The organism is Amycolatopsis sp. NPDC051045 (assembly GCF_040682955.1).
GTDB lineage: Bacteria > Actinomycetota > Actinomycetes > Mycobacteriales > Pseudonocardiaceae > Amycolatopsis.
Genome location: NZ_JBFBCC010000004.1, coordinates 543,132 through 569,177 on the forward strand (window position 1 = coordinate 543,132; position 26,046 = coordinate 569,177).

The 26,046-nt window shown below is 70.4% G+C and carries 25 protein-coding genes; 18 read left to right on the forward strand and 7 right to left on the reverse strand.

Going from position 1 to position 26,046, the window contains the following annotated elements; genetic code table 11:
- Positions 1-79 precede the first annotated feature (79 nt).
- Positions 80-577, forward strand: a complete 498-nt coding sequence (locus tag AB0M80_RS13795; protein WP_364563418.1) for an OsmC family protein — start codon at positions 80-82, stop codon at positions 575-577.
- Here the strand turns inward: AB0M80_RS13795 and AB0M80_RS13800 are convergent.
- On the reverse strand, positions 574-1,860 hold the full coding sequence (locus tag AB0M80_RS13800) for an adenylosuccinate synthase (protein WP_364563421.1): 1,287 nt from the start codon (positions 1,858-1,860) through the stop codon (positions 574-576). The genes AB0M80_RS13795 and AB0M80_RS13800 overlap by 4 nt on opposite strands.
- A 113-nt stretch (positions 1,861-1,973) precedes the next feature.
- On the opposite strand from AB0M80_RS13800, the gene AB0M80_RS13805 reads away from it, so the two are divergent.
- The 7 genes from AB0M80_RS13805 (at position 1,974) to AB0M80_RS13835 (ending at position 9,584) form a co-directional block, all read left to right on the forward strand.
- Positions 1,974-2,618, forward strand: a complete 645-nt coding sequence (locus AB0M80_RS13805) for a hypothetical protein (RefSeq protein WP_364563694.1) — start codon at positions 1,974-1,976, stop codon at positions 2,616-2,618.
- Positions 2,619-2,750: 132 nt separating this feature from the next.
- Positions 2,751-3,389, forward strand: a complete 639-nt coding sequence (locus AB0M80_RS13810; RefSeq protein ID WP_364563424.1) for an HNH endonuclease family protein — start codon at positions 2,751-2,753, stop codon at positions 3,387-3,389.
- A 136-nt stretch (positions 3,390-3,525) separates the two neighbouring features.
- The gene (locus tag AB0M80_RS13815; protein ID WP_364563427.1) at positions 3,526-5,136 is read left to right on the forward strand and encodes an ABC transporter substrate-binding protein; all 1,611 of its coding nucleotides are present in this window, start codon (positions 3,526-3,528) and stop codon (positions 5,134-5,136) included.
- Complete coding sequence (locus AB0M80_RS13820; protein ID WP_364563697.1) at positions 5,133-6,089, forward strand: ABC transporter permease; 957 nt, start codon at positions 5,133-5,135, stop codon at positions 6,087-6,089. Before AB0M80_RS13815 ends, AB0M80_RS13820 begins: the two co-directional genes overlap by 4 nt.
- Positions 6,082-6,903: an ABC transporter permease gene (locus tag AB0M80_RS13825; protein ID WP_364563430.1), complete on the forward strand. Its 822-nt coding sequence runs from the start codon at positions 6,082-6,084 to the stop codon at positions 6,901-6,903. The genes AB0M80_RS13820 and AB0M80_RS13825 overlap by 8 nt, the downstream gene beginning before the upstream one ends.
- On the forward strand, positions 6,900-8,459 hold the full coding sequence (locus AB0M80_RS13830) for an ABC transporter ATP-binding protein (protein WP_364563433.1): 1,560 nt from the start codon (positions 6,900-6,902) through the stop codon (positions 8,457-8,459). Before AB0M80_RS13825 ends, AB0M80_RS13830 begins: the two co-directional genes overlap by 4 nt.
- A gap of 18 nt (positions 8,460-8,477) precedes the next feature.
- Complete coding sequence (locus AB0M80_RS13835) at positions 8,478-9,584, forward strand: glycosyltransferase (protein ID WP_364563436.1); 1,107 nt, start codon at positions 8,478-8,480, stop codon at positions 9,582-9,584.
- Here AB0M80_RS13835 and AB0M80_RS13840 read toward each other — a convergent pair.
- Entirely contained in the window at positions 9,568-11,463 is a 1,896-nt protein-coding gene (locus tag AB0M80_RS13840; protein ID WP_364563439.1) for an FAD/NAD(P)-binding protein, read from the reverse strand. The genes AB0M80_RS13835 and AB0M80_RS13840 overlap by 17 nt on opposite strands.
- Before the next feature lie 183 nt (positions 11,464-11,646).
- On the opposite strand from AB0M80_RS13840, the gene AB0M80_RS13845 reads away from it, so the two are divergent.
- From AB0M80_RS13845 to AB0M80_RS13855, 3 genes are all read left to right on the forward strand, one after another.
- The gene (locus AB0M80_RS13845; protein ID WP_364563442.1) at positions 11,647-11,943 is read left to right on the forward strand and encodes a hypothetical protein; all 297 of its coding nucleotides are present in this window, start codon (positions 11,647-11,649) and stop codon (positions 11,941-11,943) included.
- A 311-nt stretch (positions 11,944-12,254) separates the two neighbouring features.
- The gene (locus AB0M80_RS13850) at positions 12,255-13,514 is read left to right on the forward strand and encodes an MFS transporter (protein WP_364563445.1); all 1,260 of its coding nucleotides are present in this window, start codon (positions 12,255-12,257) and stop codon (positions 13,512-13,514) included.
- A 321-nt stretch (positions 13,515-13,835) separates the two neighbouring features.
- A complete protein-coding gene (locus AB0M80_RS13855; RefSeq protein WP_364563700.1) occupies positions 13,836-14,999 on the forward strand; it encodes a GGDEF domain-containing protein in 1,164 nt (387 codons plus the stop codon).
- A 5-nt stretch (positions 15,000-15,004) separates the two neighbouring features.
- Here AB0M80_RS13855 and AB0M80_RS13860 read toward each other — a convergent pair whose 3' ends face one another.
- Positions 15,005-15,649, reverse strand: a complete 645-nt coding sequence (locus AB0M80_RS13860; RefSeq protein WP_364563447.1) for a TetR/AcrR family transcriptional regulator — start codon at positions 15,647-15,649, stop codon at positions 15,005-15,007.
- Between the two features lie 88 nt (positions 15,650-15,737).
- Between AB0M80_RS13860 and AB0M80_RS13865 the strand changes: the two genes are divergently transcribed.
- Entirely contained in the window at positions 15,738-16,961 is a 1,224-nt protein-coding gene (locus tag AB0M80_RS13865; RefSeq protein WP_364563450.1) for a lipase family protein, read from the forward strand.
- A gap of 54 nt (positions 16,962-17,015) precedes the next feature.
- Here the strand turns inward: AB0M80_RS13865 and AB0M80_RS13870 are convergent, their stop codons facing one another.
- Complete coding sequence (locus tag AB0M80_RS13870) at positions 17,016-17,426, reverse strand: DUF3151 domain-containing protein (RefSeq protein ID WP_364563452.1); 411 nt, start codon at positions 17,424-17,426, stop codon at positions 17,016-17,018.
- 286 nt (positions 17,427-17,712) lie between these two features.
- Here AB0M80_RS13870 and AB0M80_RS13875 point away from each other — a divergent pair, with 286 nt between their 5' ends.
- A complete protein-coding gene (locus AB0M80_RS13875) occupies positions 17,713-18,900 on the forward strand; it encodes a hypothetical protein (RefSeq protein ID WP_364563454.1) in 1,188 nt (395 codons plus the stop codon).
- A 47-nt stretch (positions 18,901-18,947) separates the two neighbouring features.
- On the opposite strand, the gene fbaA is transcribed toward AB0M80_RS13875, so the two are convergent.
- Both fbaA and AB0M80_RS13885 read right to left on the reverse strand, forming a co-directional pair.
- Positions 18,948-19,979, reverse strand: a complete 1,032-nt coding sequence (gene fbaA, locus AB0M80_RS13880; protein WP_364563456.1) for a class II fructose-bisphosphate aldolase — start codon at positions 19,977-19,979, stop codon at positions 18,948-18,950.
- 152 nt (positions 19,980-20,131) lie between these two features.
- Positions 20,132-20,953 carry an LLM class F420-dependent oxidoreductase gene (locus AB0M80_RS13885; RefSeq protein WP_364563458.1) on the reverse strand — a complete coding sequence of 274 codons (822 nt, stop codon included), beginning with the start codon at positions 20,951-20,953 and terminating at the stop codon, positions 20,132-20,134.
- Positions 20,954-21,026: 73 nt separating this feature from the next.
- Here AB0M80_RS13885 and AB0M80_RS13890 point away from each other — a divergent pair, with 73 nt between their 5' ends.
- The 4 genes from AB0M80_RS13890 (at position 21,027) to AB0M80_RS13905 (ending at position 24,962) form a co-directional block, all read left to right on the forward strand.
- Positions 21,027-21,941: an aldo/keto reductase gene (locus tag AB0M80_RS13890; RefSeq protein ID WP_364563461.1), complete on the forward strand. Its 915-nt coding sequence runs from the start codon at positions 21,027-21,029 to the stop codon at positions 21,939-21,941.
- 80 nt (positions 21,942-22,021) lie between these two features.
- On the forward strand, positions 22,022-22,933 hold the full coding sequence (locus AB0M80_RS13895; protein ID WP_364563703.1) for an SDR family oxidoreductase: 912 nt from the start codon (positions 22,022-22,024) through the stop codon (positions 22,931-22,933).
- A 2-nt stretch (positions 22,934-22,935) separates the two neighbouring features.
- Positions 22,936-23,409 (forward strand): pyridoxamine 5'-phosphate oxidase family protein, encoded by a 474-nt coding sequence (locus tag AB0M80_RS13900; RefSeq protein WP_364563464.1) that lies wholly within the window; start codon positions 22,936-22,938, stop codon positions 23,407-23,409.
- An 80-nt stretch (positions 23,410-23,489) separates the two neighbouring features.
- A complete protein-coding gene (locus tag AB0M80_RS13905; protein WP_364563467.1) occupies positions 23,490-24,962 on the forward strand; it encodes an NAD(P)/FAD-dependent oxidoreductase in 1,473 nt (490 codons plus the stop codon).
- Positions 24,963-24,979: 17 nt separating this feature from the next.
- Here the strand turns inward: AB0M80_RS13905 and AB0M80_RS13910 are convergent, their stop codons facing one another.
- Positions 24,980-25,258, reverse strand: a complete 279-nt coding sequence (locus AB0M80_RS13910) for a YciI family protein (protein ID WP_364563469.1) — start codon at positions 25,256-25,258, stop codon at positions 24,980-24,982.
- A gap of 200 nt (positions 25,259-25,458) precedes the next feature.
- Between AB0M80_RS13910 and AB0M80_RS13915 the strand changes: the two genes are divergently transcribed.
- Complete coding sequence (locus AB0M80_RS13915; protein ID WP_308677894.1) at positions 25,459-26,031, forward strand: SigE family RNA polymerase sigma factor; 573 nt, start codon at positions 25,459-25,461, stop codon at positions 26,029-26,031.
- Positions 26,032-26,046: the final 15 nt, after the last annotated feature.

Here is a 26,046-nt window from a genome sequence, read left to right on the forward strand (position 1 = left end):
CAGCGCGTGAGAACCCGTGCGAGCCCCAGCGGCATCGCCCACCCTGGGCGAGATCCCGATCACGATCCCAGGAGAACCCATGTCGCTGACCGAAGTCATCGAAGGCACCCGCCGGGCCGTCGACGCCGATCCGCACAACGCCGCCGTTTCCTTCAGTGTCGACAACGCCCTGAAGCCCGGCACCAAGACCGAAGTCGAAGTCAAGGTGCGCGACCACAGCTTCACCGTCGACGAACCCGCCGCGCTCGGCGGGACGGACCACGCCGCCAACCCCGTCGAGTTCGCGCTCGCCGCCCTCGGTTCCTGCCAGGTCATCACCTACCAGTTCTGGGCGGCGAAGCGCGGGATCCCGCTCGACTCCGTCAAGGTCACCGTCGACGGCGACCTCGACCTGCACGGCTTCTTCGGCTTCTCCTTCAACACCCGGCCCGGCTTCGGGGACGTCCGCGTGTCCGTCGAACTCGAGGGGCCGGCGAGCCGGGAGCGCTACGAAGACCTCAAGCGCGAGGTCGACGAGCACTGCCCGGTGCTCGACCTGTTCCGGAACGAGACGCCGGTGTCCACCAAACTGACCTAGACGAACGTGTGCCGCACGATGGTCTGTTCGCGGCCCGGGCCGACGCCGATCGCCGAGATCCGGGCGCCCGACAGCTCTTCCAGGCGCTCGACGTACGCGCGCGCGTTCGCCGGGAGCTCCTCGAACGTGCGGCACGCCGAGATGTCCTCGAACCAGCCCGGGTGCTCTTCGTAGATCGGGATCGCGTGGTGCACGTCGGTCTGCGTCATCGGCATGTCCTGCGTGCGGAATCCGTCGACTTCGTAGCCGACGCACACCGGCACCTTCTCCAGGCCGGACAGCACGTCCAGCTTCGTGAGGAAGTAGTCGGTGATGCCGTTGACGCGCACCGCGTACCGCGCGATCACCGCGTCGAACCAGCCGGTGCGCCGCGAGCGGCCCGTCGTCACGCCGAACTCGCCGCCCTGCTTGCGCAGGTACTCGCCGGACTCGTCGTGCAGCTCGGTCGGGAACGGGCCGGAGCCGACGCGCGTGGTGTAGGCCTTCAGGATGCCCAGCACCGTCGTGATGCGGCCCGGTCCGATGCCCGAGCCCGCGCTCGCGCCGCCGGACGTCGGGTTCGAGGACGTCACGAACGGGTAGGTGCCGTGGTCGACGTCGAGCAGCGTGCCCTGTGACCCCTCCAGCAGCACGGTTTCGCCGCGCTCCAGCGCCTGGTTGAGCTGCAGCCGCGTGTCGGCGATGCGGTGCGCGAACTTCTCGCCCGCGGCCAGCACCTCGTCGGCGACCTGGTTCGCGTCGAGGGCCTTGCGGTTGTAGACCTTCACCAGCACCTGGTTCTTGAACTCCAGCGCGGCTTCGACCTTCTGGCGGAAGATCTTCTCGTCGAGCAGGTCCTGCACGCGGACGCCGACGCGGGCGATCTTGTCCTGGTAGCACGGCCCGATGCCGCGGCCGGTGGTGCCGATCTTGCGGCTGCCGAGGTACCGCTCGGTGACTTTGTCGATGGCCACGTGGTACGGCATGATCAGGTGCGCGTCGGCCGAGATCAGCAGCTTGGACGTGTCGACGTCCCGCGCTTCGAGGCCGGACAGCTCGTCGAGCAGCACACCCGGGTCCACCACCACGCCGTTGCCGATGACGTTGGTCACGCCCGGCGTCAGGATGCCCGACGGGATGAGGTGCAGGGCGAAGTTCTCGCCGTTCGGCAGGACGACCGTGTGGCCGGCGTTGTTGCCACCCTGGTAGCGGACGACCCACTGGACGCGGTCACCCATCAGGTCGGTGGCCTTGCCCTTGCCTTCGTCCCCCCATTGGGCACCGATGAGCACGATGGCCGGCATGTGACACTCCAAGGTGTTCGACGACGTGAGGTTTAGTGTCCCGGACGGACACCGGTGGCGCTGGTAAATGCCGGTGCATGACTGTAACGGAGGACCCGCGGGTGCGCGGAATAGTGGTGGCCTGTGGCGACGACGCGGCCGGCTTCGAAGAGGTCGACGACGTCGAGTCGATCCGCGTGCCGAGCCGTCCCGGCAAGGCGGAAATCGATCCCTTGCTGGGGGAACACGATCACCTGGTGGTGTCGGGCACGGACGCGGACCTCGCCGCGGTCGTGCTGCGCCTGCTCCGGAAGGACGCGATCTCCGGCGTGTCGGTCGGGTTCGTGCCGTCGTCGCCGGACTCGGTCGTCGGCGCGCTCTGGGACCTGCCGAAGACGCCGCTGCGGGCGCTCGCGCTGGCGTTGCGCGGCGAGGTCGACCCGGTGCCGCTGATCCGCGACGACGTCGGCGGTGTGCTCGTCGGGCGCGGGCAGCTCCGGCTCGTCCGCGGCGTGGCCTACGCCGACGAGCAGGTGGCGTTGCGCGGACCGGCCGCGTCGATCGAGGTGACGCCGGACCCGGGCGGCCCGGGCCTGGCCGTCCGGGTCGTGAAGGGCACGATCTTCAAGCGACCGACGACGCTGTATTCGCGGGCGTTCCAGATCGGCTGCATCCCGACGCGGCCGGTGCTCGACGACGTCGTGTACGAGCGCGCGGTGAACAAGTGGACCTGGTACCGGCACACCGAAGACCTGCGGCTGGTCCGCGGCGCCGGCTGAGCATCACGGATGCGTGGGCCGCTGGTAACGGGGTGTTCATTGACGGGCAGCAACATGTCACCTATACGTGTTGTACTCGCCACTCCGATGAATCAGGGTTAGCTGTCCCCGCCCTGACTCGGAGGCAGCAAAATGCCAACCAGGCGTTATGTTCGTCACTCGTTCACTGTCCTGGCCGTTACCGCCGTGCTGTCCGGCACCTTGGCCGGCGTCGCGGACGCGACCCCGCCGGGCATCCCGTCGGCCACCACGGCGAAGTCCGAGCTCGCGACGCTGACCGTCAAGGCCGACGGCTCGCAGACCGGCTACAGCCGCGACAAGTTCCCGCATTGGATCGACCAGGGCGGCAGCTGCAACACCCGCGAAGTGGTGCTGAAGCGCGACGGCACGAACGTGGTGACCGACTCCGCCTGCGCCGCCACCTCCGGCAAGTGGTTCAGCCCCTACGACGGCGCGACCTGGACCGCGGCGTCCGATGTGGACATCGACCACGTCGTGCCGCTGGCCGACGCGTGGCGCACCGGCGCGTCGTCGTGGACCACCGCGCAACGCCAGGCGTACGCGAACGACTTGTCGGATCCGCAGCTGATCGCCGTGACGGACAACGTCAACCAGGAGAAGGGCGACAAGTCGCCGGACCAGTGGAAGCCGCCGCTCGTCGGCTACTGGTGCACCTACGCGAAGATGTGGGTCGCGGTGAAGTACAAGTTCAAGCTGACGATCAACTCCGCCGAGAAGACCGCGCTGACGGACATGCTCAACCGCTGCTGATCGCCTTTGCCGCAAAGTCAAGGAGAAATCCTTGCGGTGCCAGGGAATGGGACCGCAGTTCGCAGAATGGGACGGCCTCCAGCGCGTGGCTAGCGTCGCGCTTGAAGACGCAACCACTCCCGCTGGAGGCTGCCCGGTGTCCCTGCTTCCCCGCGCCCGCACTGCCGCGGCCCTGCTCGCCCTGCCCGTGCTCCTGACCGCGTGCTCCACCGCGGTCGGCGATTCCGCCGCCGACGCCGGGCCGCCGAAGCCGGGCGGCACGCTCCGGCTCGGCATCTCGTCCGCGCCCGACTGCATCGACCCGCAGCAGACGTCCACGAACGCCTCGATCAACGTCTCCCGCCAGCTGGCGGACTCCCTCACCGACCAGGACCCGAAGACCGGCGAGATCAAGCCGTGGCTGGCCACCAAGTGGGAGAGCAACGCCGATTCGACGGCGTTCACCTTCCACCTGCGCCCCGGCGCGACCTTCTCCGACGGCAGCCCGGTCGACGCCGCTGCCGTCAAGACCAGCTTCGACGGCGTCAAGGCGCTGGGCACCAAGGCGCCGCTCGGGTACGGCTACCTCGCCGGCTACCGGGGCACCACCGTGGTGGACCCGCAGACCGCCCGCATCGAGTTCTCCGGGCCCAGCGCCCAGTTCCTGCAGGCCAGCTCGACGGTATCGCTGGCCGTGCTGGCCCCGGCGGCGTTCAAGAAGACGGCGGAGCAGCGCTGCCAGGGCGACGGCCTGATCGCCTCCGGGCCGTTCGTCTTCGAGAGCCTCAAGCAGAACCAGGAGATCGTCCTGGCCAAGCGCACGGGCTACGCCTGGGGCTCCTCGCTGTTCAAGCACCAGGGCGAGGCGTACCTCGACAAGATCGACTACAAGATCGTGCCGGAGCCCGGCGTCCGCACCGGCAGCCTCGCGTCCGGCCAGCTCGACGCGATCACCGACGTCCAGCCGGTCGACGAGCCGCAGTTCACCGGCAACGGCTTCAGCGAGAACATCCGATCGAACCCCGGAGTCGTGTTCAACCTGCACGCGAACACCACCCGCGGGGTGCTCACCGACGAGAAGGTGCGCCAGGCCGCGCTCAAGGGCGTCGACCGCGCCGAGGTCGTGAGCACCGTGCTGACGCCGAACTACAAGCCGGCCACGAGCATCCTCGGCTCGGCGACGCCGCTGGTCAGCGACCTGTCCGCGCAGCTCGCGTACGACCCGAAGGGCGCGGCCGCGCTCCTGGACGGCGACGGCTGGGTGCCCGGCGCCGACGGGATCCGCACGAAGAACGGGCAGCGGCTGAGCGCGTCCGTGGTGTTCTCGCCGGTGTTCAACCAGAACCGCAGCGCGCTGGAGCTGATCCAGCAGCAGCTGCGCAAGATCGGCTTCGACCTGAAGATCGAGCAGCACACCACCGCCGAGACCACGCAGCTCCAGCTGGCCGGCAACTACGACTTCCTCTGGTACAACGTCACCCGCGCCGACCCGGACATCCTGCGCGGCCAGTTCTCGACGAAGGCCGGCAACCGCAGCAAGCTCGCACCCGGCAACCCGCTCGACGCCGCCCTCGACGCCCAGTCGTCCACTGTAGACACTGCCAAGCGCAAGCCGCCGGCCGACGAAGCCCAGAAGCTGATCATCGAGCACGCCTACGCGATCCCGGTGTTCGAGCTGACCCAGGTCGTCGCGCTGAGCTCGAAGGCGCACGCCGTCGACTTCGAGGCGTCGTCGCGGCTGCAGCTCTTCGACGCGTGGCTGTCGTGAGGCGCTACCTGCTCCGCCGCGTCGGGCAGGCGGTGTTCGTGCTGTGGGCGGCGTTCACGCTGTCGTTCCTGATCCTCTACCTGCTGCCGGGGGACGCCGTCTCGGCGAAGCTGGCCGGCGGGGAAGCCGGGGCGTCGATGACGTCGGAGCAGGTCGCCGCCGCCCGCGCGGAGTACGGCCTCGACTCGCCGCTGCCGGTGCAGTACCTGAAACGGCTGGTCTCGGCGCTGCACGGGGACTTCGGACGCAGCGTCGCCACCGGTGACGACGCCACGCACATGGTCGTCACGGCCCTGCCGCCGACGCTCGCGGTGACCGGGTTGGCGCTGGTGTTCGCGGTGCTGTTCGGCGGCGGCTCGGCGTTCCTCGGCACGTTCACGCGGTTCCGCTGGCTGCGGCAGGCACTGCTGTCCCTGCCGTCGCTGGCGATCTCGCTGCCGCCGTTCTGGGTGGGGCTGCTGCTGATCCAGTTCTTCTCGTTCCGGCTGCGCCTGCTGCCCGCCCTCGGCACACAGGGCTTCGAGACGATCGTCCTGCCGGCGATCACGCTGGCCCTGCCGACCGGGGCGATCATCGGCCAGGTGCTGGCGAAAAGCCTGACGATCCAGCAGGAGCAGCCGTACGCGGAGATCGCCGCGGCCAAGGGCGCGAGCCGCTGGCGCGTCCACTTCGGACACCTGCTGCGCAACGCGGCCGTGCCGACGCTGACCATCGCCGGCGTGGTGGCGGGCAACCTGGTCGCGGGTTCGGTGATCACCGAGACGGTGTTCTCGCGCGACGGTGTCGGCCGGATCACCGCGGCCGCCGTCACCGCGCAGGATGTGCCGGTGGTGCAGGCGGTCATCGTGCTGGCCGCCCTGGTCTTCGTGGTGCTCAACCTGGCCGTCGACCTGCTCTACCCGGTGCTCGATCCCCGGATCGCGCGGACCACCGTGGCGGTGGCCCGTGGTTGACCTCGCCGAAGCCCGCGCGGTGGTGCGCCGCCCGGGTCTCGTGGTCGCCTTCGCCGTACTCGCGTTCGTACTGCTCGCGGCCTTCGTGCCGGCGCTGCTGACCGGCTACGACCCGATCACCGGGGTCCCGGCCGAGCGGCTGCAAGCGCCGTCCCTGCGGCATCTGTTCGGCACCGACGAAACCGGCCGCGACGTCTACGCGCGGGTGGTCCACGGTGCGTCGCTCTCGCTGCGGGCCACCGCGATCGCCGTCATCGTGGCGCTGGTGGCCGGTTCGGGGCTCGGCCTGCTGGCGGGGTTCCGCGGCGGCTGGGCGGACACGGTGATCATGCGGATCGTCGACGTCTTCCTGGCCATCCCGCCGATCCTGCTGTCGCTGGCCCTGGTCACGGCGCTGGGTTTCGGCACGACCAACGTCGCGATCGCCGTCGGCATCGCGAACCTGGCGTCCTTCGCACGGGTCATGCGCGCGGAGGTGCTCCGCGTGCGCAACGGCGTGTTCGTCGAAGCCGCGCGCGCTTCCGGCGTGCGGTGGTCGGGGGTGCTGCTCCGGCACGTCCTGCCGAACGCGGCGGGCCCGGTGCTCGCGCTGGCCACGCTGACGCTGGGCACCGCGGTGCTCGAAGTGTCGGCGCTGAGCTTCCTCGGCTTCGGGGCGACCCCGCCGACGCCGGAGTGGGGCGCGCTGGTGGCGGGCGGCCGCAGCTTCCTGGCCACCGCCTGGTGGATGACGACGTTCCCGGGACTGACGGTCGCGGCAGTCGTGCTCGCCGCGAACCGGCTGTCCCGCGCCCTGGACGGAGGCGAACGATGACCCTGCTGCGGATCTCGGAACTGGCGGTGTCGTACCGAACGGTCCCGGCCGTCCGTGACGTCGGGTTCGACGTCGGCGCGGGCGAGGTGGTCGCCGTCGTCGGCGAGTCGGGCTCGGGCAAGTCGACCACGGCGCACGCGGCGATCGGCCTGCTGCCCCGCGGCGGCCGCGTCGACGGCGGCTCGATCACCTTCGACGGCCGTGACCTGCTTTCCCTCTCGGCCAGGCAGTGGCGTGGGGTGCGCGGCCGGGAGATCGCGCTGGTGCCGCAGGATCCGGCGGTCTCGCTGAACCCCGTGCACCGGATCGGCGACCAGGTCGCAGAGGTGCTGAAGATCCACGGCCTCGCGGACCGGCGATCGGCGGCCACGCAGGCGATCGAGCTGCTGGAACGCGCGGGGGTGCCCGACCCGGCCCTGCGGGCGCGGCAGTACCCGCACCAGTTGTCGGGCGGGCTCCGGCAGCGGGTGCTCATCGCGGCCGCGCTGGCGGGACGACCGAAGCTGATCATCGCGGACGAGCCGACGTCGGCGCTGGACGTCACGGTCCAGCGGCGGATCCTCGACCACTTGACGTCGCTGGCGGCGGAGTCGGGGACGGCGATCCTGCTGATCACGCACGATCTCGGCGTCGCGGCGGATCGGGCGTCGCGGATCGTGGTGCTCTCCCAGGGTTCGGTGGTCGAGGAGGGCACGTCGGTCGTCAGTGCGCCCACGCACCCGTACACGCAGAAGTTGCTCGCGGCGGCGCCGAGCATGACGAGCGCTTCCCGGCCGGCGGTTCCGGCCGCCGAACCGCTGGTGTCGGTCCGCGACCTGGCGAAGACCTTCGACGGCGGGATCCGGGCGGTCGACGGCGTCTCGTTCGACGTCCCCCGCGGCCAGACGCTGGCCCTGGTCGGCGAGTCCGGCTCCGGCAAGTCGACGACCGCGCGGATGGTGCTGCGCCTCGAAACCCCTTCGGCCGGATCGGTTTCCTTCGACGGCCAGGACATCACCGGGCTGCAGGGCGACGAACTCCGGCGGCTGCGGCGGCGGATGCAGATCGTGTACCAGAACCCGTACGCGTCGCTGAACCCGAAGTTCTCCATCGAGGACGTCGTGGCGGAACCGCTGCGGGCGTTCGGGCTTCCGCGCACGCGCGTCCCGGAGCTGCTGGACCAGGTGGCCCTGCCTGCGTCGGTGGCGCGCCGGAAACCGGCCGAGCTGTCGGGTGGGCAGCGCCAGCGGGTGGCGATCGCGCGGGCGCTGGCGCTGCGGCCGGATCTGGTGGTGTGCGACGAACCGGTGTCGGCGCTGGACGTGTCGGTGCAGGCCCAGATCCTGCGGCTGCTCGCGGAACTGCAGTCTTCGCTCGGGTTGTCCTACCTGTTCATCTCCCACGACCTGGCGGTGGTGCGACAGCTCGCGGATCAGGTGGGCGTGCTCAGGGAGGGCAGACTGGTCGAGCTGGGCCCCGCGGCTCAGGTGCTGCACGAGCCGCGGGCGGAGTACACGAAGGAACTGCTCGCGGCGATCCCCGGCCGGGCGCGGATCGCCCCGGCCGGGCAGCGCTGAAGCGGTACGCTCGGGCGGATGCGGATCCTCTTCACGTGCCGCCCGGCGTACGGCCACCTCTTCCCCCTGCTGCCGCTGGCGAACGCGGCGCGTGCGGCCGGGCACGACGTCGTGTTCGGCACGGGCGAGGAGTTCGTGCCCAAGGTGCGCGAACTCGGCTTCGAAGCCCACCGCGTGGGCATTTCCATCGGCGACGCGGAGGCCGAGGCCAAGCGGCGGCACGGTGAGGACGCCGGCTTCGTCGACGTCGGCATCACGATGTTCGCCGAGCTGCTGCCGGCGGCGACGATGGCCGATCTGCGGCCGCTGCTCCCCGAGCTGCGCCCCGGCCTGGTGATCTTCGAACAGAGCGACGTCGGCGCCGGGGCGCTGGCGCGGCAGGCGGGCATCCCGGCCGTCTCGCTGGTGATCGGCCGGTCGATGCCGTCGGAGCTCCTCGCGCTCGCGGACGAACGGCTGGCGCCGCTCTGGGGCACCCGGCCCGCGGACGCCATGCTCGGCGACGCCTGCGTCGACGTCTGGCCCGACAGCGTCCGCGATCCGGGTACCGCGGCCGTGCCGAAGGTGTTCCGGATGCGCCCGACGCCGTACGACCCCGATGTCCCGCTGCCGCCGCTCCCGGAGGACGGATTCGTGTACCTGACCCTGGGCACGGTGGTGTTCGGCGCGACGCAGGTGCTGCGCGGGGCGATCGCCGCCCTGTCCCGGCTGGACGTCGACGTGCTGGTGGCGGTCGGCCCCGGCGATCCCGCCGCGTTGGGCGAGCTGCCGGAGCGGGTGCGGGTCGCCGGATTCGTGCCGCAGGCCGAGGTGCTGGAGCACGCGGGTCTGGCGGTGCACCACGGCGGTACGGGCACGGTGCTCGCCACCCTCGCCGCCGGCCTGCCGCAGCTGCTCCTGCCCCAGGGCGCCGACCAGTTCGCCAACGCCGAGACGCTGTCGGCGCTCGGCGCGGCGAAGGCGCTGGTGGGTGACGCCATCCGGATCGGCGCGATCGAGGCGGCGGCCCGCGAGCTGCTGGACGGCTCGGCCGCCCGGGACGTCGCCCGCGGGATCGCGGCCGAGATCGCGGGCATGCCCGCGCCCGAAGAGGTCCTCGCCGAACTCGTCAGCTGGGCGGGCTGACCAGCGCCAGGATTTCCCGCGCCACCGCGTCGTTCTGCCGGAAGGGCAACGCGTTCGTCCGCGGCCGGGTGAACGCCGCCGCCGACCGGGCGCTCGTGTGCGGGCCCACCGCGAACCGGTGGGGGTGGGGCCGTCCGGTGCCGTCGAGCACGCGGGAGTCCGAGACCCGCGTGTGGATGCGGCCGGACGGCAGGCGCGCGCCGGTGACCGGGTCCGCCACCGTTTCCTCCGCCAGCTCGCCCGCGTCGCGCAACTGCCGGAGCAGGCCGTCGGCCGCACGGGTCACGCTCGGGCCCGGCAGCCGCGCTTCGACGAGCGTGCGCGCCTCGACGGTCTCCGGGTGGCTCGCCGTGGACGTCACGAAGACGCCGCGCTCCGCGGTCACCCGCATTTCCGCGCCCGCGAAGGAAACCAGCCCGGCTTCGTGCAACGCCAGCAGTTCCTCCAGCCGGCGTGGCGGCGGTCCGCTCGCGTAGTAGGAAAAGAACCCGTGGAACCAGCCGTCCATGTCGGACACCTGGGACGCGGCGTCCAGACGTCCTTTTTGGACCAAGGTGGGCAGCTGGCCGTACACCGACAGCAAGGCCATGAAAGCGCCCAGGTCGGCGCTGAACTCCTGGTCCGCCCGGCGCGCCAGGTCGGCCTCGACGTACTTGCGCAGCTCCTTGCCGAACTCCTCCGCCGTGCCGAAGGTGCGGCCCGCCATCGGCTGGTCCAGCCGGTCGAGGTCGAGCCGGTCGGCTTCGGCGGGCACCGCCCGCGCGACGAGGCCCCGCATGGACGGCGAATCCCAGGCCGAGTCGGCGAAAGCGTCGGCGAACACGGCGAAGTCCAGGCGCACCCGGTCCGGGTGCCCGGTGAACAGCTCGCTGTAGTAACCCCAGGCCAGCTCCTTCGCGATCAGCGGCCAGACGTCCCTGCGGAAATCGAGGGCACCGGGCGCGCCGGCCAGCTCGTCGATGGCGTAGGCGTCGAAGAACCTGGGCAGCCGCAACGGTTTCCCGCGCAACCGGTAGCCGATCTTCGCGTGGTAGGGCACCCCGCGCCGCGAGCCGACGTGCAGCACCGGCTCGTCCCCGCTCGGGTGGTAGCGGAGGCCGCCGCACGGCAACTCCTCGAAGCGGCCGCTGCGCCCCTCGGTCAGCAGCAGCATCAGGTCGACGAACGCCAGGCCGAATCCCCGCACCAGCACGGTTTCGCCCGGTTCGATGGCGGAGTAGTCGACGTCGGCGGTGTAGCCGGCCGGGTAGTAGGCCAGCCCGTGCCGCGCGGCGAACGCGGCCAGCTCACCCTCCCGCTCGTCGGGTTCCGCGTCGAGGTGCCCGACGGTGAACACCACGGCGTCCGCGGCGATCGCCGATCCGTCGGACAAGCTGACGGTGCTGACGGTGCCGCCGGCCACCCCGGTCGCGCGGGCCGCGTGCTCGACGACGTCGATGCCTTCGGGCAGGTCTTCGACGACCTTCCGGTACACCCAGGCCAGGTAGGCGCTCTGCAGGCGCCGGGTGGGGAAGTCGAAGTGGTCGAGCGCCGTGAGCTCGGCGACGACGTCGGGCGGCACGTCGGCGTCGAGCCCGCCGTCACGCACCTTCCGCGCCCACTCCAGCAGCGACGGCCCCGGCCGCACCGGGCCCGCCATCTTCACCGAGTCGTCGGTGAACATCGTGACGTCCTCGGGCATGGAGTTCATCCGCAGCAGGGGCGACTGGTCGTAGCGCCACACCCGGCCGGGCCCCGGCGGGAACGGGTCGATCAGGTGCACCTCGAGCCGGCGGTCGCCGAGCAGCTCGCCGGCGTTCGCACCGAGCCGCTCGAGGACGCCGACCCCACGGGGTCCGGCGCCCACGACGGCCAGGGTGAACGGCGGGAGATCGGCCACGAACCCGAAGCTACGCCGGGGTTGTGCCGGGCAAGGGGCTTCCCACAGTGCGGAATCGCCGCGCGACCAATCCACCCCGGCCCGCGGCTCCGAATCCCTCGGCCACACCGGCGGAAGGAGCGGATTTGTCCCTCGTCCACCCAGGCGCCCGGGCCTCGGCCACACCCCAGCACAAGCGAAGACGTGGCCGATGAGGTCGGTCCGCCGCACCGCGTCCACACCGCGCAGGACGTGGTCGGCACCCTGCTCAGGGGCAACTGGGCGATCTTCGCGCACGAGTGGGCCGATCCGGACGGGATCGACCCGGAACACTGGCGGGACGTCGTCGAGGCCGCCGCGGAGGCGGCCGGGGTCGACGTCGAGTTCGTGGTCATCCCGCGCCGGTCCCTGACCGTCGTGTTCAACCGGGCGGCGCCGCCCACCTTCGAGCAGGTCCGCGCGTCGATCGAGGTCATCGAGGGCGCGCGCGGCCGGCGCTGAGCAGGTCCACCGGTAGCCACCTGGCGAACGCGACGTGGCTACTTTTGCCTCTGGCGACCGATCAAGGGGTACGGAATGATCGATTGGTGACTCCTGAGCCACCGGTCAGACACTGCGGGCTATCGTCTGACCCGTTCGGGAAAGCTCCGTGACACCTTGGATACCAGCGAAAGAACCTAGAGATTTACCAACAGTCACGGGACACTGGCTGAGGTAACTCACGTACCGTGACTGCCTCATGACCGACTGGTCGTCTCGTCACCGGCGGTCATGCGCGCGACGCGGTCTGCACAAGAGGTCGGGAGAAACGCATGGCAGCACCGCCGGATCGCGTCACGTTCCGCGAGGTGTTCGGGGTCGCCGAATTCCGGGCGCTGTGGTTCGGGGAACTGCTCTCGATCGCCGGCGACCAGCTGGCCAGGGTCGCGCTGTCCATCCTCGTGTTCACCGGGACGAATTCCGCGACCCTCACCGGCCTGACCTACGCCTTGACCTACGCCCCGTCGCTGCTGGGCGGCATCTTCCTGACCGGCTTCGCCGACCGCTTCCCCCGCCGCAGCGTGATGGTGCTCGTCGACCTGCTGCGCGCGGGCCTGATCCTGCTGGTCGCCCTGCCCGGCATGCCGTTCTGGCTGATGTGCGTGCTGGTCGGCGGCGTCTCCCTGGTCAACCCCCCGTTCAAGGCGTCCCAGCTGGCACTGCTGCCGCAGGTGCTCGAAGGCGACCGGTTCGTCGTCGGGATGGGCATCCGGAGCATGACCGTGCAGAGCGCCCAGCTGCTCGGCTTCGCCGGCGGCGGCGCGCTGCTGATCGCGCTCGACCCGCACGTCGCGTTGATCGTCGACGCCGCCACGTTCGTGCTGTCGGCCATCTTCGTGCGCTTCGGCGTCCGCGCCCGGCCGGCCGCGGCGACCGGCGAGCAGCGCAAGTCCTTCTTCGCCACGCTCGGCGGCGGTGGCCGGACGGCGTTCGCGAGCTCGCCGCTGCGGACGCTGGTGCTGTTCACCTGGCTGATGGGGCTCCTGCCGGTCTACGAAGGCATCGCCGCGCCGTACGTCTCGGCGTCGGGCGGCGGCCCCGAAGCGATCGGCCTGCTGCTCGCGGCCGACCCGATCGGCAGCGTCATCGCGACCTTCGCCTACACGCGCTGGGTGCCCGCGCGGCTGCGGCCGAAGCTGATCGGCCCGCTGGCGGCGCTGTGCGCCGTGCCGCTGGTGCTCTGCTTCCTGAACCCCGGACCGGTCTCCTCGATCGTCCTGTTCATCGTGTCCGGCGGCTTCGGCACGGTCTGCCTGCTGCAGGCGACCGCGTCACTGACCCTGGCCGTGCCCGACGAGCAGCGGGCGCAGGTGATGGGCCTGTCCAACACGGGACTGACCACGATGATGGGCGTCAGCCCGCTGATCGGCGGCGTGCTCGCGGATCAGCTGACCCCGCACGGGACCGTCGGGATCTTCGGCGTCGCGGGGATCGTGCTCACCCTGCCGCTGGCGGCACTGTGGACCCGCGCCCTGTCGGGCGAGCCCGAAAGATGGATCGACAAAGAAGCCGCACGCGCCGAACATGCCTGACATGCCCCGCGCGTGGGCTTGACCTGCGCGACCTTGCGGTGCGCTGTGCGGTCACTGATCTTTGCCGCGCATCGCTGGCCACCTCTCGTTCCGGTGTCAAACAAAAAGTACACACCGAAAGCCCTTGTGGACAGCACGCAAACGGTCTGAAACTGTCCGTGAGTAGATTGTCACTGATCACCTGCGCAAGGGGCTGGGGGAAAAATGGTCACATCGGGGGAACGGTCTGGACAAGCCTCGGTTCGTGGTGTTGCCAACTGGGCACTGTGGACCCGGCCGAAAGCCTGGGTCGCCGTCACACTCACCGCGATCGCCGTCATGCTGGCCTGGACCACGGCCGCCACGCTTTCGATTCCGGTCACGCTCGCGAACCTGGGGACGTTCGCGCTGCTCACCGCCCTGGCGGTGGCCCAGACCGAGGTCAGCAGGCGCATCGAGCGCCAGCGCCGGATCCTGAGCAACGGCCCGCACATCAACATGACGTCCGTCTGGCTGCTGCCCGCCGGGCTGCTGGTGCCGCCGCAGCTGGTGGCCGTGCTGGGCACGGTGCTCTACGTCTACCTCGCGTTCCGCAGCTGGTCCGGCACCCGTCCGGGTGAGGCCCACCGCGTCGCGGCCAACGCGACCACGATGATCCTCTCCGGCTTCGCCGCCGGCCTCGTCGCGGAGCTGTTCAGCGGGCACGGGATGGTGGCCGTCGCACTGGCCGCGATCGCGTTCTTCACCACCAACACCGCCCTCACCGGGCTCGGCCTGTACCTGGCCGCCCCCGAGAAGGCGACCGTCGAGGGCTGCCTCGGCAACATGGACGACAACCTGCTGGAGCTGGCCACCCTCTGCGTCGGCGGCCTGCTCGTCATGGTCCTGACCACCGAGCCGCTGCTGTCGGTGCTGGTCATCCTGCCGCTGTACGTGCTGCAGCGGTCCGTGCTGATCAAGCGGCTGGAAGAACTGGCCACCACCGACCAGAAGACCCAGCTGCTCAACGCCACCACCTGGCAGGACGGCGCGCAGCGCGAGATCTCGCGCGCGAAGCGGGAGAACGGCAGCTTCGGCGCCATGATGATCGACCTCGACCACTTCAAGCGGATCAACGACACCTACGGGCACCTCGCGGGGGACGACGTGCTCAAGGCGGTCGCCGCCGTGGTCAAACAGGAGACCAGGGCGCACGACCTGGTCGGCCGGTTCGGCGGCGAGGAGTTCGTCGCGCTGCTGCCCTCGACGTCCAAAGAGGACGCGATCGTCACGGCGGAGCGGATCCGGCAACGGGTCAGCGAGCTGGTCATCAGCACCAAGTCCAACGAGGGCGCCGCCGTGGACATCGAACGGCAGACGGCGTCCATCGGCGTCGCCGCCTACCCGCTCGACGGTTCGTCCATCGAGGAGGTGATGGCGTCCGCCGACGCGGCCGTGTACGCGGCCAAACACGGCGGGCGAAATCGGGTGATGGGCTCCGCCGCGGCGGCCTTGGCCGCGGCTTAGCGCCCCTACCGCAACCGCTCGATGACGTCGCTCGCCCTGGCCTGGAGGCGGGCGACGCCGCCCACGGTGAATTCGGTGAGCAGGTCGATCAGGGCGTCCTGGTCCGGCGGCTCGCCGTCCCAGGTGGCTTGGACCAACGACTCGGTCATCGCGAAGAAGAGCGTGACGAGCGCGCGGTCCGCCCGGCCGGAGTCGATGCCGTGGGCGGCCCACCGCTTGCGGCTGGCTTCGGCGTAGACGACCGCCAGCCTCTCCCTCAACCGGGTGAGAGCGGGGTCGCCCGCGCGCTCGGCCGCGCGGAGCACGCCGTAGGCCTCGGGGCGGTCGGCGACGAAGGTGACCATGTTGGCGTAGTTCGCCCTCGCCCAAGCCCGCAGCCCGGGCTGCTCGTCGGACACCGACGGCCCCGCGATGGCGGTGAAAGCCTTCTCCTCGGTGTCCGCCACGACCTCGGCGAACAGCGTCGCCCGGTCGCCGAACTGCTCGTAAACGGCCTGCCGCGAGACGCCGGCTTCGCGCGCGATCTGCTCGATCGTCGCGCCCTGCATCCCGTGCTGCGCGACGACCCGCGCGGTCGCCTGCAGCACCCGGGCGCGCTGCTCGGAAACCGGGAGCTTGCGCGGCCGCCCGCGCGGAGCCGGGCTTGACATGGTGGTCCACCTCACGTGATTCTTTTTCCGACACCTCTGTCTGAAAAGGTGTTCCCCGCGCACTCGACCTGCTCAACGAGGAGCAAGCATGCGTATCTTCCCCCGCCGCGCCCTCTCCGCGGCCGTCGCCACGGTCACCGTCCTGGCACTGGCGACGCTCGGCCCGCCACTCGCCTCCGCCGCGTCGTTCTACGACCCCCCGTCCCCGCTCCCCGCCGGCGCCGACGGAGACGTCATCCGGCACGAGGCGTCGACGTTCTACATCGATCCGATCAAGCTGATCAAGGCCGACGCGAGCGTGCAGCGGATCATGTACCGCAGCACCGACACGCACGGCTCGCCGATCGCCGTCACCGGCACGGTGCTGACCCCGCGGTCGGCTTGGCACGGCGCCGGCGTGCGCCCGATCGTCTCCTACGCCGTCGGCACGCAGGGCGAGGGTGACGACTGCGCGCCGTCGAAAGCGCTTGCTGCGGGCTTCGAGTACGAAGGCCCGTTCATCGCCGGGCTGCTGACGCGGGGCTACGGCGTCGTCGTCACCGACTACGAAGGGCTCGGCACGCCCGGCGACCACACCTACGTCAACCGCGCGTCGGAGGGCCACGCGGTGCTCGACGCGATCCGCGCGGCGCAGCGGCTGCCGGAGGCGGGCCTCCCGGACGACGGCCCGGTGGCGATCGCGGGCTACTCCCAGGGCGGCGGCGCGTCAGCCGCGGCGGCGGAACTGCAGCCGGGCTACGCCCCCGAGCTCAAGCTGAAGGGCGCGTACGCGGGGGCGGTGCCGGCTGACCTCGCCGAAGTCGCCAAGAACCTCGACGGCCACTACGCGGTCGGCTTCCTCGGCTTCGCGCTGGTGAGCATGAACTACGCGTACCCGGAGCTGAACATCCCGGCGCTGCTCAACGCCCGCGGCAAGGAGCTGTTCGCGCGGGTCCGGACCGAGTGCACGGTGGAGGCGATCGCCGCGCACGCGTTCACGCGCTCGTCGACGCTGACCACCGACGGCCGCTCGCTCGTCGCGTACCTCGGGGAAGAGCCGTACCGGGCGAGGGTGGCCGAGCAGAAGATCGGGACGCTGAAGCCGACGGCGCCGGTGCTGATCGTCCACAGCGCGCTCGACGACATCGTGCCCTACGCGCAGGACCGCGACCTGGGCCGGACGTGGTGCGGCAAGGGCGTGAAGGTGCAGTTCAGCACGTCGCTGGTGCCGACGCACGCGCTCGGCGCGGTGCGGGCGTACCCGGAGGCGTTCGCCTGGCTCGAGGGCCGCTTCGCCGGCCTCCCGGCGGTGTCCAACTGCGGCCTGTTCTGACCAAAGCCGTGAATGCCACCTTCAGTCCGTGAAGGTGGCATTCACGGACCCGGGTCACTTCAGGCCGGTGGCCTCGGAGGCGGCGGGGTCGGAGTCGGCGAGGAAGGTCCGGCAGCGGTCGTACTCCTCGGTCTCGCCGATCTTCCCGGCGGCCTTGCCGAGCACGGCGAGGGCGCGGAGGAACCCCTGGTTGGGGCGGTGGGCCCACGGCACCGGGCCGAAGCCCTTCCAGCCCGCGCGGCGCAGCTGGTCGAGACCCCGGTGGTAGCCGGTGCGGGCGTAGGCGTACGCGGCGACGGTCTCACCCGCGTCGAAAGCCTTCTCGGCCAGCGAAGCCCACGCCTCGCTGTAGTAGGGGTGTTCGGCGGCGACGGTGGCCGGATCGTTCCCGGCGTCGAGCGCGGCCTGGGCGGCGGTGTGCTCGGGCAGCAGCGTCGGCTCGGGGCCGAGCAGGTTGTGCGTCATGGCGCCCATTCTGCCCTTACAGGAAGAGGCTCCCGAGCACCCCGGCCCCGGCCAGCAGCAGCGCGGCGACCAGCACGCCCGCGACAACTCGTTTCGGCATCATGGCGGCACACCCTGCCAAGCCGCGGCGGTGGAAGCAAGTCACCCACCCGTAGGGGTGAACCCGGGCACGAAAGCGCCTCCGTTGAGGGTGGCGGCGGGAAGAAGGGTCGGGGGAACCCCGATTTTCGCGTCGTTTGCCACGGTCTTGGCCCACTCGTGACCATGACCGGCCATGATGTCCGGCATGGCCAAGGCAGTCGACGTCCCGGTGGACGTGATCCCGCGCAGCCCGATCGGCAAGACCCGGCTGTTCTTCACGCGGTACTGGCACCGCGGCGCCCCCGGGCAGCCGACCCCGGACTGGGTGCTCCGGTTCTGCTACGGGATGTGGCTGGCGGCGTTCGCGTTCAAGCTGGTCGGCTCGTCGTGGGACATGTCGTGGCACTTCATGTGGCTGCGCGACGACCTGGCGCCGCCGCACCTGATCAACACCGTCGGCACGGTGATCATCGTGGTGCTGGTGGCGATCCACAGCTACACGGGACTGGGCGCCGACAAGACGTCACTGCGGCTGATGCAGGTCGGGTTGCTGACGTTCCTGGTGGCGGCGCCGCTCGACGTCATCAACCACCGCGTCAACGGCCTCGACCTGACCGCGTGGAGCCCGTCGCACATGATGCTCTACCTGGGCACGGGCATCATGCAGGCCGGCGTCCTGCTCGGCTGGCTCCGGTTTTCGCCGCCGGGTCGCTTCCGCACCGGCGTGCTGCTCGCGCTGTGGGCGTTCTTCCTGGAGAACACGTTCTTCCCGAACGGCCAGCAGGAGTACGGCATCCTGGGTCTGCGCGCGTGGGAGCGCGGGACGCCGGAAGCCGAGCCGTCGCTGCTGGACTTCGCGGCCAACCAGATCGGGCACCCGGTCGACCGGACCGCGGTCCTGCACTTCACGATGCCGATCCCGGAGTGGGTGTACCCGCTGTGGGGCATCGGCGTGATGGCTTTGATCCTGGTCCTGGCGCGCCACACACTGGGCCGCCGCTGGTCGGCGTCGTTCGTGGCGCTGGCGTACGTGGCGTACCGGTCGGTGATGTGGCCGCTGCTGCTCGGGCTGGGCTTCCCGGTGTCGACGGTGCCGTTCTACCTGCTTTTCGTGGGCCTCGCGGTGGACTTGGCGTTCAGGATCGGCCGCGGCCATGGCCTGCTGACGGCGGGCGCGGGGGCGCTGCTGGTGACGGCGTTCGGGTACGGGGCGTTCTGGCTGCAGTCGCAGTTCCGCCCGTGGGTACTGGGCGACGCCCACACGGAGTCGGCACCCCCGGCGGCCTACTGGACGGCGTTGGTGGTGCTGGCCGGGGTGTTCGTGCTGTGGGCGGCGGCGGGTCCGGTCTCACGCCGGTGGACGTCCCGGCGAGCGGTGCCCGAAACGGTTTGAACACGACGAAGGGCCGCCACAGCCGCGGCGGCCCTTCGTGTGTCTGGCTACTTGAGCTTCGTGCCAGCCGAGCCCAGGGCCTGGCAGGCCTCCACAACCCGAGCCGCCATCCCGGCCTCCGCGGCCTTCAGGTACGAGCGCGGGTCGTAAACCTTCTTGTTGCCGACCTCGCCGTCGATCTTCAACACTCCGTCGTAGTTCTTGAAGAAGTGGTCCACGATCGGGCGGGTGAACGCGTACTGCGTGTCCGTGTCGACGTTCATCTTCACCACGCCGTAGGACACCGCCTCGCGGATCTCCTCCGGCAGCGAACCCGAACCGCCGTGGAAGACCAGCTCGAACGGCTTCGAACCCGCGTCCAGGCCCAGCTTCTTCGCCGCCACTTCCTGGCCGCCCTTGAGGACGTCCGGGCGCAGCTTGACGTTGCCCGGCTTGTACACGCCGTGGACGTTGCCGAACGTCGCCGCCAGCAGGTAGCGGCCCTTTTCGCCGGCTCCGAGCGCGTCGATCGTCTTCAGGAAGTCGCCTTCGGCGGTGTAGAGCTTCTCGTTGATCTCCGCCTCGACGCCGTCCTCTTCGCCGCCGACGACGCCGATCTCGACCTCGAGGATGATGTTCGCGGCCGCCGTCTTGGCGAGCAGCTCCGCGGCGATCTCCAGGTTTTCGTCGAGGTCGATCGCCGAGCCGTCCCACATGTGGGACTGGAACAGCGGGTTCTGGCCGTTCTTGACGCGCTCGGCCGAGATCTCGATCAGCGGGCGGACGAAGCCGTCCAGCTTGTCCTTCGGGCAGTGGTCGGTGTGCAGCGCCACGTTCACGTCGTAGCGAGCGGCCACGACCTGGGCGAATTCCGCCAGCGCGGTCGCGCCGACGACCATGTCCTTGACCTTCTGGCCCGAGGCGAACTCGGCGCCGCCGGTGGAGAACTGGATGATGCCGTCGCTCTCCGCCTCGGCGAACCCGCGGATGGCGGCGTTCACGGTCTCGGACGAGGTCACGTTGATGGCCGGGTAGGCGAACTCGTTCGCCTTGGCCCGGTCGAGCATCTCCGCGTAGACCTCGGGGGTGGCGATGGGCATCGTTACTCCTCCTTGGCACAGGGTGGTCCCGACCGCATCGTACGAGGTCGGCCGCCGCCGCACACCGGTCCCCGCACAGAAACTTTTCCGCACGTCGGATCGGTTCAGAAAGCGTGCGTCCGGCCGCCGGCGCACCGGCGGCCGGACGGAGGTCACCGCAGTTCCGAAGCCAGCGCCCGGTACGCGGGCCACGGGTCCTCGTTCAGCACCTGGACGATCACCTGGTCCGCGCCCGCCTCGAGGTGGGCCGCCAGGCCGCGGGCGATCGTGCCCGCGTCACCGTGCAACGCCAGCGCGTCGATCAGGCGGTCGCTGCCCTCGCCCGCCAGGTCTTCGTCTGTGAAACCGAGTTTCCGCAGGTTGGCGACGTAGTTCGACAGTCCGAGGTAGTACTTCACCGTCTGACGGCCGATCGCGCGAGTCTCGGCGGCGTCGGTCCCCAGCACCACCTTGTGCTCCGGCGCCAGCAGCTTGCCCGCGCCGAGGATTTCGCGCGTGCTGCGGGTGTGCTCCGGCGTGGTCAGGTACGGGTGCACGCCCGCGGTCCGGTCGGCGGACAGCTTGACGACCTTCGGGCCGAGCGCCGCCAGCGCCCGGCCGCCGACCGGGACGCCCGCCGCGTCGAGCCCGTCGAGGTAGTCGACCAAGGCCGCGTACGGCTTCTTGTACTCCTTCGTCGCTTCGCGGTGGCCCGCGCCGACGCCGAGCAGGAAGCGGTCCGGGTACTTCCCCGCGATCCGCTCGTACGCCTTCGCGATCGAAGCCGGTTCGTCCTGCCAGATGTTCACGATGCCGGTCGCGATGACCAGCGAGTCCGTCGCCGCGAGCAGGTCGTCCACGGACGCGAGGTCCCCGCTGGGCGAGCCGCCCAGCCAGATCGCGCTGTAGCCGAGCTTCTCCGCCTCCGCCGCGAACTTCGCGTCGACGTTCGCGTGGTACCGCCAGATTCCGAGCTTGCCGAGTTCGATAGCCATGGAACACTCCAACACACGGGACCGCGATTTTCCTCCCGGGTTCCGCATCCCGGGAAGGACTAACGTCGAAACCATGACCAAGCTGGGCAACACCGACCTCGACGTCTACGGCCTCAACCTCGGTGGCAACGTCTTCGGCTGGACGGCCGACGAGCCGCAGTCCTTCGCCGTCCTCGACGCCTACACCGCGGCCGGCGGCAACTTCGTGGACACCGCCGACCTCTACGGCGGCGGAGGTCGCTCCGAGGAGATCCTCGGCAATTGGCTGGCCGCGCGCGGCCACCGGGACGACGTCGTCATCGCGACCAAGGTCGGCATGTGGGACGGCCGGCCCGGCCTGTCGGCGAAGAACATCCAGGCGGCGGCGGAGGACTCACTGCGCCGCCTCCGGACCGACCGCATCGACCTCTACTACGCCCACCGGGACGACCCGGACACCCCGCTCGAGGAGACGCTGGAAGCGTTCGACGCCCTGGTCCGCGCGGGCAAGGTCCGCTACCTCGGCGCGTCCAACTACAGCGCCGAGCGGCTCGCCGATGCACTGTCCATTTCGAAGCAGAACGGCTTCGCGCGGTACGCCGTGCTGCAACCGCACTACAACCTCGTCGAGCGGGACTACGAGCGCGACCTCGCCCCGCTCGTCCAGCGGGAAGGCTTGGCCACGCTGCCCTACTTCGCCCTCGCGAAGGGGTTCCTCACCGGCAAGTACCGCACGAAGGACGAGCCGGGCGACAGCCCGCGCGCCGCCCGCGCCGCGTCCTATCTGGACGCCGGTGGCGAGCGTGTCCTCGCCGCGCTCGACGAAGTCGCCCAGGCACACGGCGTTTCGGTCGCCACGGTGTCGCTCGCCTGGCTGCGGCAGCAGCCGACGGTCGCCGCCCCGATCGCCAGTGCCCGGACGCCCGAGCAGCTCACCGACCTCGTCGCGTCGGTCGCGCTCGAGCTGACGGACGCCGAGGTCACCGCACTGAGCGCCGCCGCCAGCTGAACATACTCACGGGTAGCTTACCTCGGGTAAGTTGAGGTACGGTGCCTCCGAGAGCGACGTTCGACGTCCAGGAGGGCACCGTGGCCAACCCGTTTTCGCTGCTGAGCGGCACCAAGAAGGTCGACGGCAAGGTCGTCCTGATCACCGGCGCGGCCCGCGGCATCGGCGCCGGGCTGGCCGAGCGGCTCGCCGCGCGCGGCGCGAAGGTCGCCCTCGTCGGCCTCGAAGCCGAGGAGCAGCAGAAGGTCGCCGACCGGATCGGGCCGAACGCGCACGCCTGGGAAGCCGACGTCACCAGCTGGGACGCGCTCGAGCGGGCCACTGCCGGCGTCGTCGAGCACTTCGGCGGGATCGACATCGTCATCGCGAACGCCGGCATCGCGACCGCGGGCTTCGTCCGCTCGGTCGACCGGGCCGCGTTCGAGAAGGTCATCGAGGTCGACCTGCTCGGCGTCTGGCGGACGTTCCGCGTCACGCTGCCGCACGTCATCGAACGCAAGGGCTACCTGCTGGCGATCTCGAGCCTGGCCGCGATCACGCACGCGCCCGGCATGGCGAACTACTCCGCCGCGAAGGCCGGCGTCGAAGCGTTCTCGAACAGCCTGCGCGCCGAAGTCGCCCACCTGGGCGTCAAGGTCGGCGTCGCCCACCCGACGTGGATCCGCACCGACCTCGTCGAGAGCGCCGACGCGCACCCGGTGTTCGGCAAGCTCCGCGCGTCGATGCCCGGCCTGATCGGCAAGACCTACCCGCTGGACGTCGCGCTGGACGACCTGGAGGCGGGCATCCTCAAGCGCGCCCGCACCATCCACGTCCCGCGTTGGGTCGGCGGGCTCAAGCTGTTCCGCGCGTTCCTGCCGCCGATCGTCGAGATCGGCTCCCGCAGCCGGGTACCTTCGGCGGACAAGGCCGCGCTGGCCGACATCGAGGCCCGCGGCGCGTTCGAGTCGGCGGTCACCGGCCACGGCGGGCGAGCCGCCACCAAGGGGTGAAGATGTCCCGTCGCGACCAGATCAGGATGACCGAGGACGAGGTCCGCGCGTACCTCGACGGCCAGAAGGTCATCAACGTCGCCAGCATCGGCCCGAACGGCCGCCCGCACCTCGCGCCGCTCTGGTACTTCCCGCACGAGGACGGCGTCGCGACCTGGACGTACGGGACGTCGCAGAAGGCGAAGAACTTCCGGCGACTGCCGGAGGCGACCGTGCTCGTCGAAGACGGCGACAGCTACGAGAAGCTGCGTGGCGTCTCGTTCGAGGCCGACGTCCGGATCATCGAGGACACCGACGAAGTCACCCGGATGGGGACCGCGCTCATGCAGCGGTACTCCGGAGCCAAGCCCGGCGACCCGGCCTCGGCCGAACTCGGCGCCTTCATCGCAGGCCAGGCCGCCAAGCGCGTCGGGCTGATCTTCCGTCCGACGAAGATCGTCAGCTGGGACCACACGAAGCTCGGTGGGACGTACTAACCAGTAGGGAGTACTTCCAAGTAACTGTTACCTGAGGTAACGTCATCTCGGCAGCAACTCGACGCAGCGGAGGCCGGCAGATGACCGAGCGGTTCAAGGTCGTGATCGTGGGCACCGGGTTCTCCGGGCTCGGCCAGGCGATCCAGCTCGAAAAGGCCGGTATCCGGGACTACGTGCTCCTGGAGAAGGCCAACGAGGTGGGCGGCACCTGGCGCGACAACTCCTACCCCGGGTGCGCGTGCGACGTGCAGTCGCACATGTACTCGTTCTCGTACGAGCAGAACCCGGACTGGTCGCGGTCGTTCTCGCCGCAGCCGGAGATCTTCGGCTACCTCAAGGGCGTCGCGGACAAGTACCGGCTGCGCGAGAAGATCCGGTTCGGCGTCGAGCTGACCGGTGCGCACTGGGACGAGCGCGAGCGCCGCTGGACCGCGACCACCAAGGACGGCCGCGAGTTCGTCGCGCAGTTCCTCGTCTCCGGCGTCGGCGGCCTGCACATCCCGCAGATCCCCGAGCTGCCCGGGATCGGCAACTTCCAGGGCCCGACCTGGCACTCCGCGCGCTGGAACCACGAGTACGACCTGCGCGGCAAGAAGGTCGCCGTGGTCGGCACCGGCGCCAGCGCCGTCCAGTTCGTCCCGCGGATCGCCCCGGACGTCGCCGGGCTGACGCTGTTCCAGCGGACGCCGCCGTGGATCATGCCCAAACCCGATCACGCGATGCCGCCGTGGGCGCAGACGCTGTTCAAGCGCGTTCCCGGCACCCAGCGGCTCTACCGCAACGCGCTGTACTGGCTGCTCGAGGCGCGGGCCATCGGCTTCAACGGCCACCCGGCGATCATGAAGGCCGGCGAGCTGATCGCGAAGCGGAACATCGCGAAGGGCATCAAGGACCGCGCGCTGCGCAAGAAGGTCACGCCGGACTACACGATGGGCTGCAAGCGCGTCCTGATCTCCAACGACTACTACCCGGCGCTGAGCCGGCCGAACGTCGACGTCGTCACCGACGGGATCAAAGAGGTCAAGGCGCACTCGATCGTCGACTCCGCGGGGGTGGAGCACGAGGTCGACGCCATCGTTTACGGCACCGGCTTCAAGGTCACCGACGCACTGGAGTACCTCGACATCACCGGCGTCGACGGCCGCAACCTCGCCAAGGAGTGGGCCACCGAGGGGATGCGGACCCACAAGGGCATCACCGTGTCCGGCTACCCGAACCTGTTCTTCCTGCTCGGCCCGAACACCGCACTCGGCCACAACTCCGTGGTGTTCATGATCGAGTCGCAGGCGCGGTACGTCGTCGACGCCATCAAGCTCGCCGATTCCCGCGGCGCCGCCACGCTCGACGTCCGGCCGAGCGTGCAGGACGAGTTCCAGCGGGACATCCAGGACAAACTGGTCAAGGGCGTCTGGACGCAGGGCGGCTGCAAGAGCTGGTACCTCGACGCCCAGGGCGTGAACCGGACAATCTGGCCCGGCTTCACCTGGCGCTACTGGCTGGAGACCCGGAAGGTCGACCCGGCCGACTACGAACTCAGCGGCCGGGCGTCGTGACCCTCGTCGGGCCCGGCCTATGACGGCAGCCAGGCGCCGATCACCGGCTTGAACTCGCGGATGCTCCGCTCCGCGATGACGCCCTCGAGGAAGTACGGGTCCTGGTCGATCGTCTCCTTCAGGTGCGCCTCGTCGTCGGCCTGGTACAGCGTGAGGCCGCCGGTGCCGTCGCCGAGCGGGCCGGCGACCGCGACGCGGCCCTCCTCGGCCAGCTTCGTGAGGAACTCGCGGTGGCGGGGCCGGACGTCCGGCATCTTTTCCTGGACGTAGGTGATTTCGACGAGGAACCAGGCCATGTGGATCTCCGGGGTCGGCGGGGGCGGGACGGATCCGACGCTACCCGTGTCACGGTTCTGTACCAGCATCCGATCTGTGGCACCGGCAGTCGAACCCGATAGGCTGGGCGTGCGTCAGTACCTGTGTGAGCGCTGTGAATACCGTGAACCTGCTGACGCGGCACACCGTGCAAACCGGGGTCGAGAACAGGCAGGGGTTCATGCTCGAGGGCAATGCGGAACGCAGTGTCGAGGCGACCCTCGGCCACCTGCGGGTCATGGACGGTCCGGCCCCGGCGCAGACGCCCGCGCCGCTGACCCTCGAAGACCTCTACCGCCAGCACCGCATGCGGCTGGTCCGGCTAGCGATTCTGCTGGTCGACGAGCCCGCGACCGCGGAAGACGTCGTCCAGGAGGCCTTCACCGGCCTGCACCGCAACTGGGGCAGGCTCCGGGACGCCGCGGCTGCGGTCGGCTACCTGCGCACCGCCGTGGTCAACGGGTCGCGCAGCGTGCTGCGCCGCCGCAAGACGGCCCGGGAGTACGTGCCGCCGCACGCGGTCAACGCGCGGTCCGCCGAGAGCCTCGCGATGCTCTCCAGCGAGCACCAGGCCGTCGTCAGCGCGCTGTCCAAGCTGCCGCCCCGCCAGCGCGAAGTGCTGGTCCTGCGGTACTACGGCGGGCTGAGCGAGGCCGAAATCTCTGAGGCCGCAGGCATCTCCAAGGGTACCGTTAAATCGACCGCCAGCCGGGCGCTCGAGGCACTCCAGAAGGCCATGCAGGCCCCACAGTGACCCGGGTGGACCACT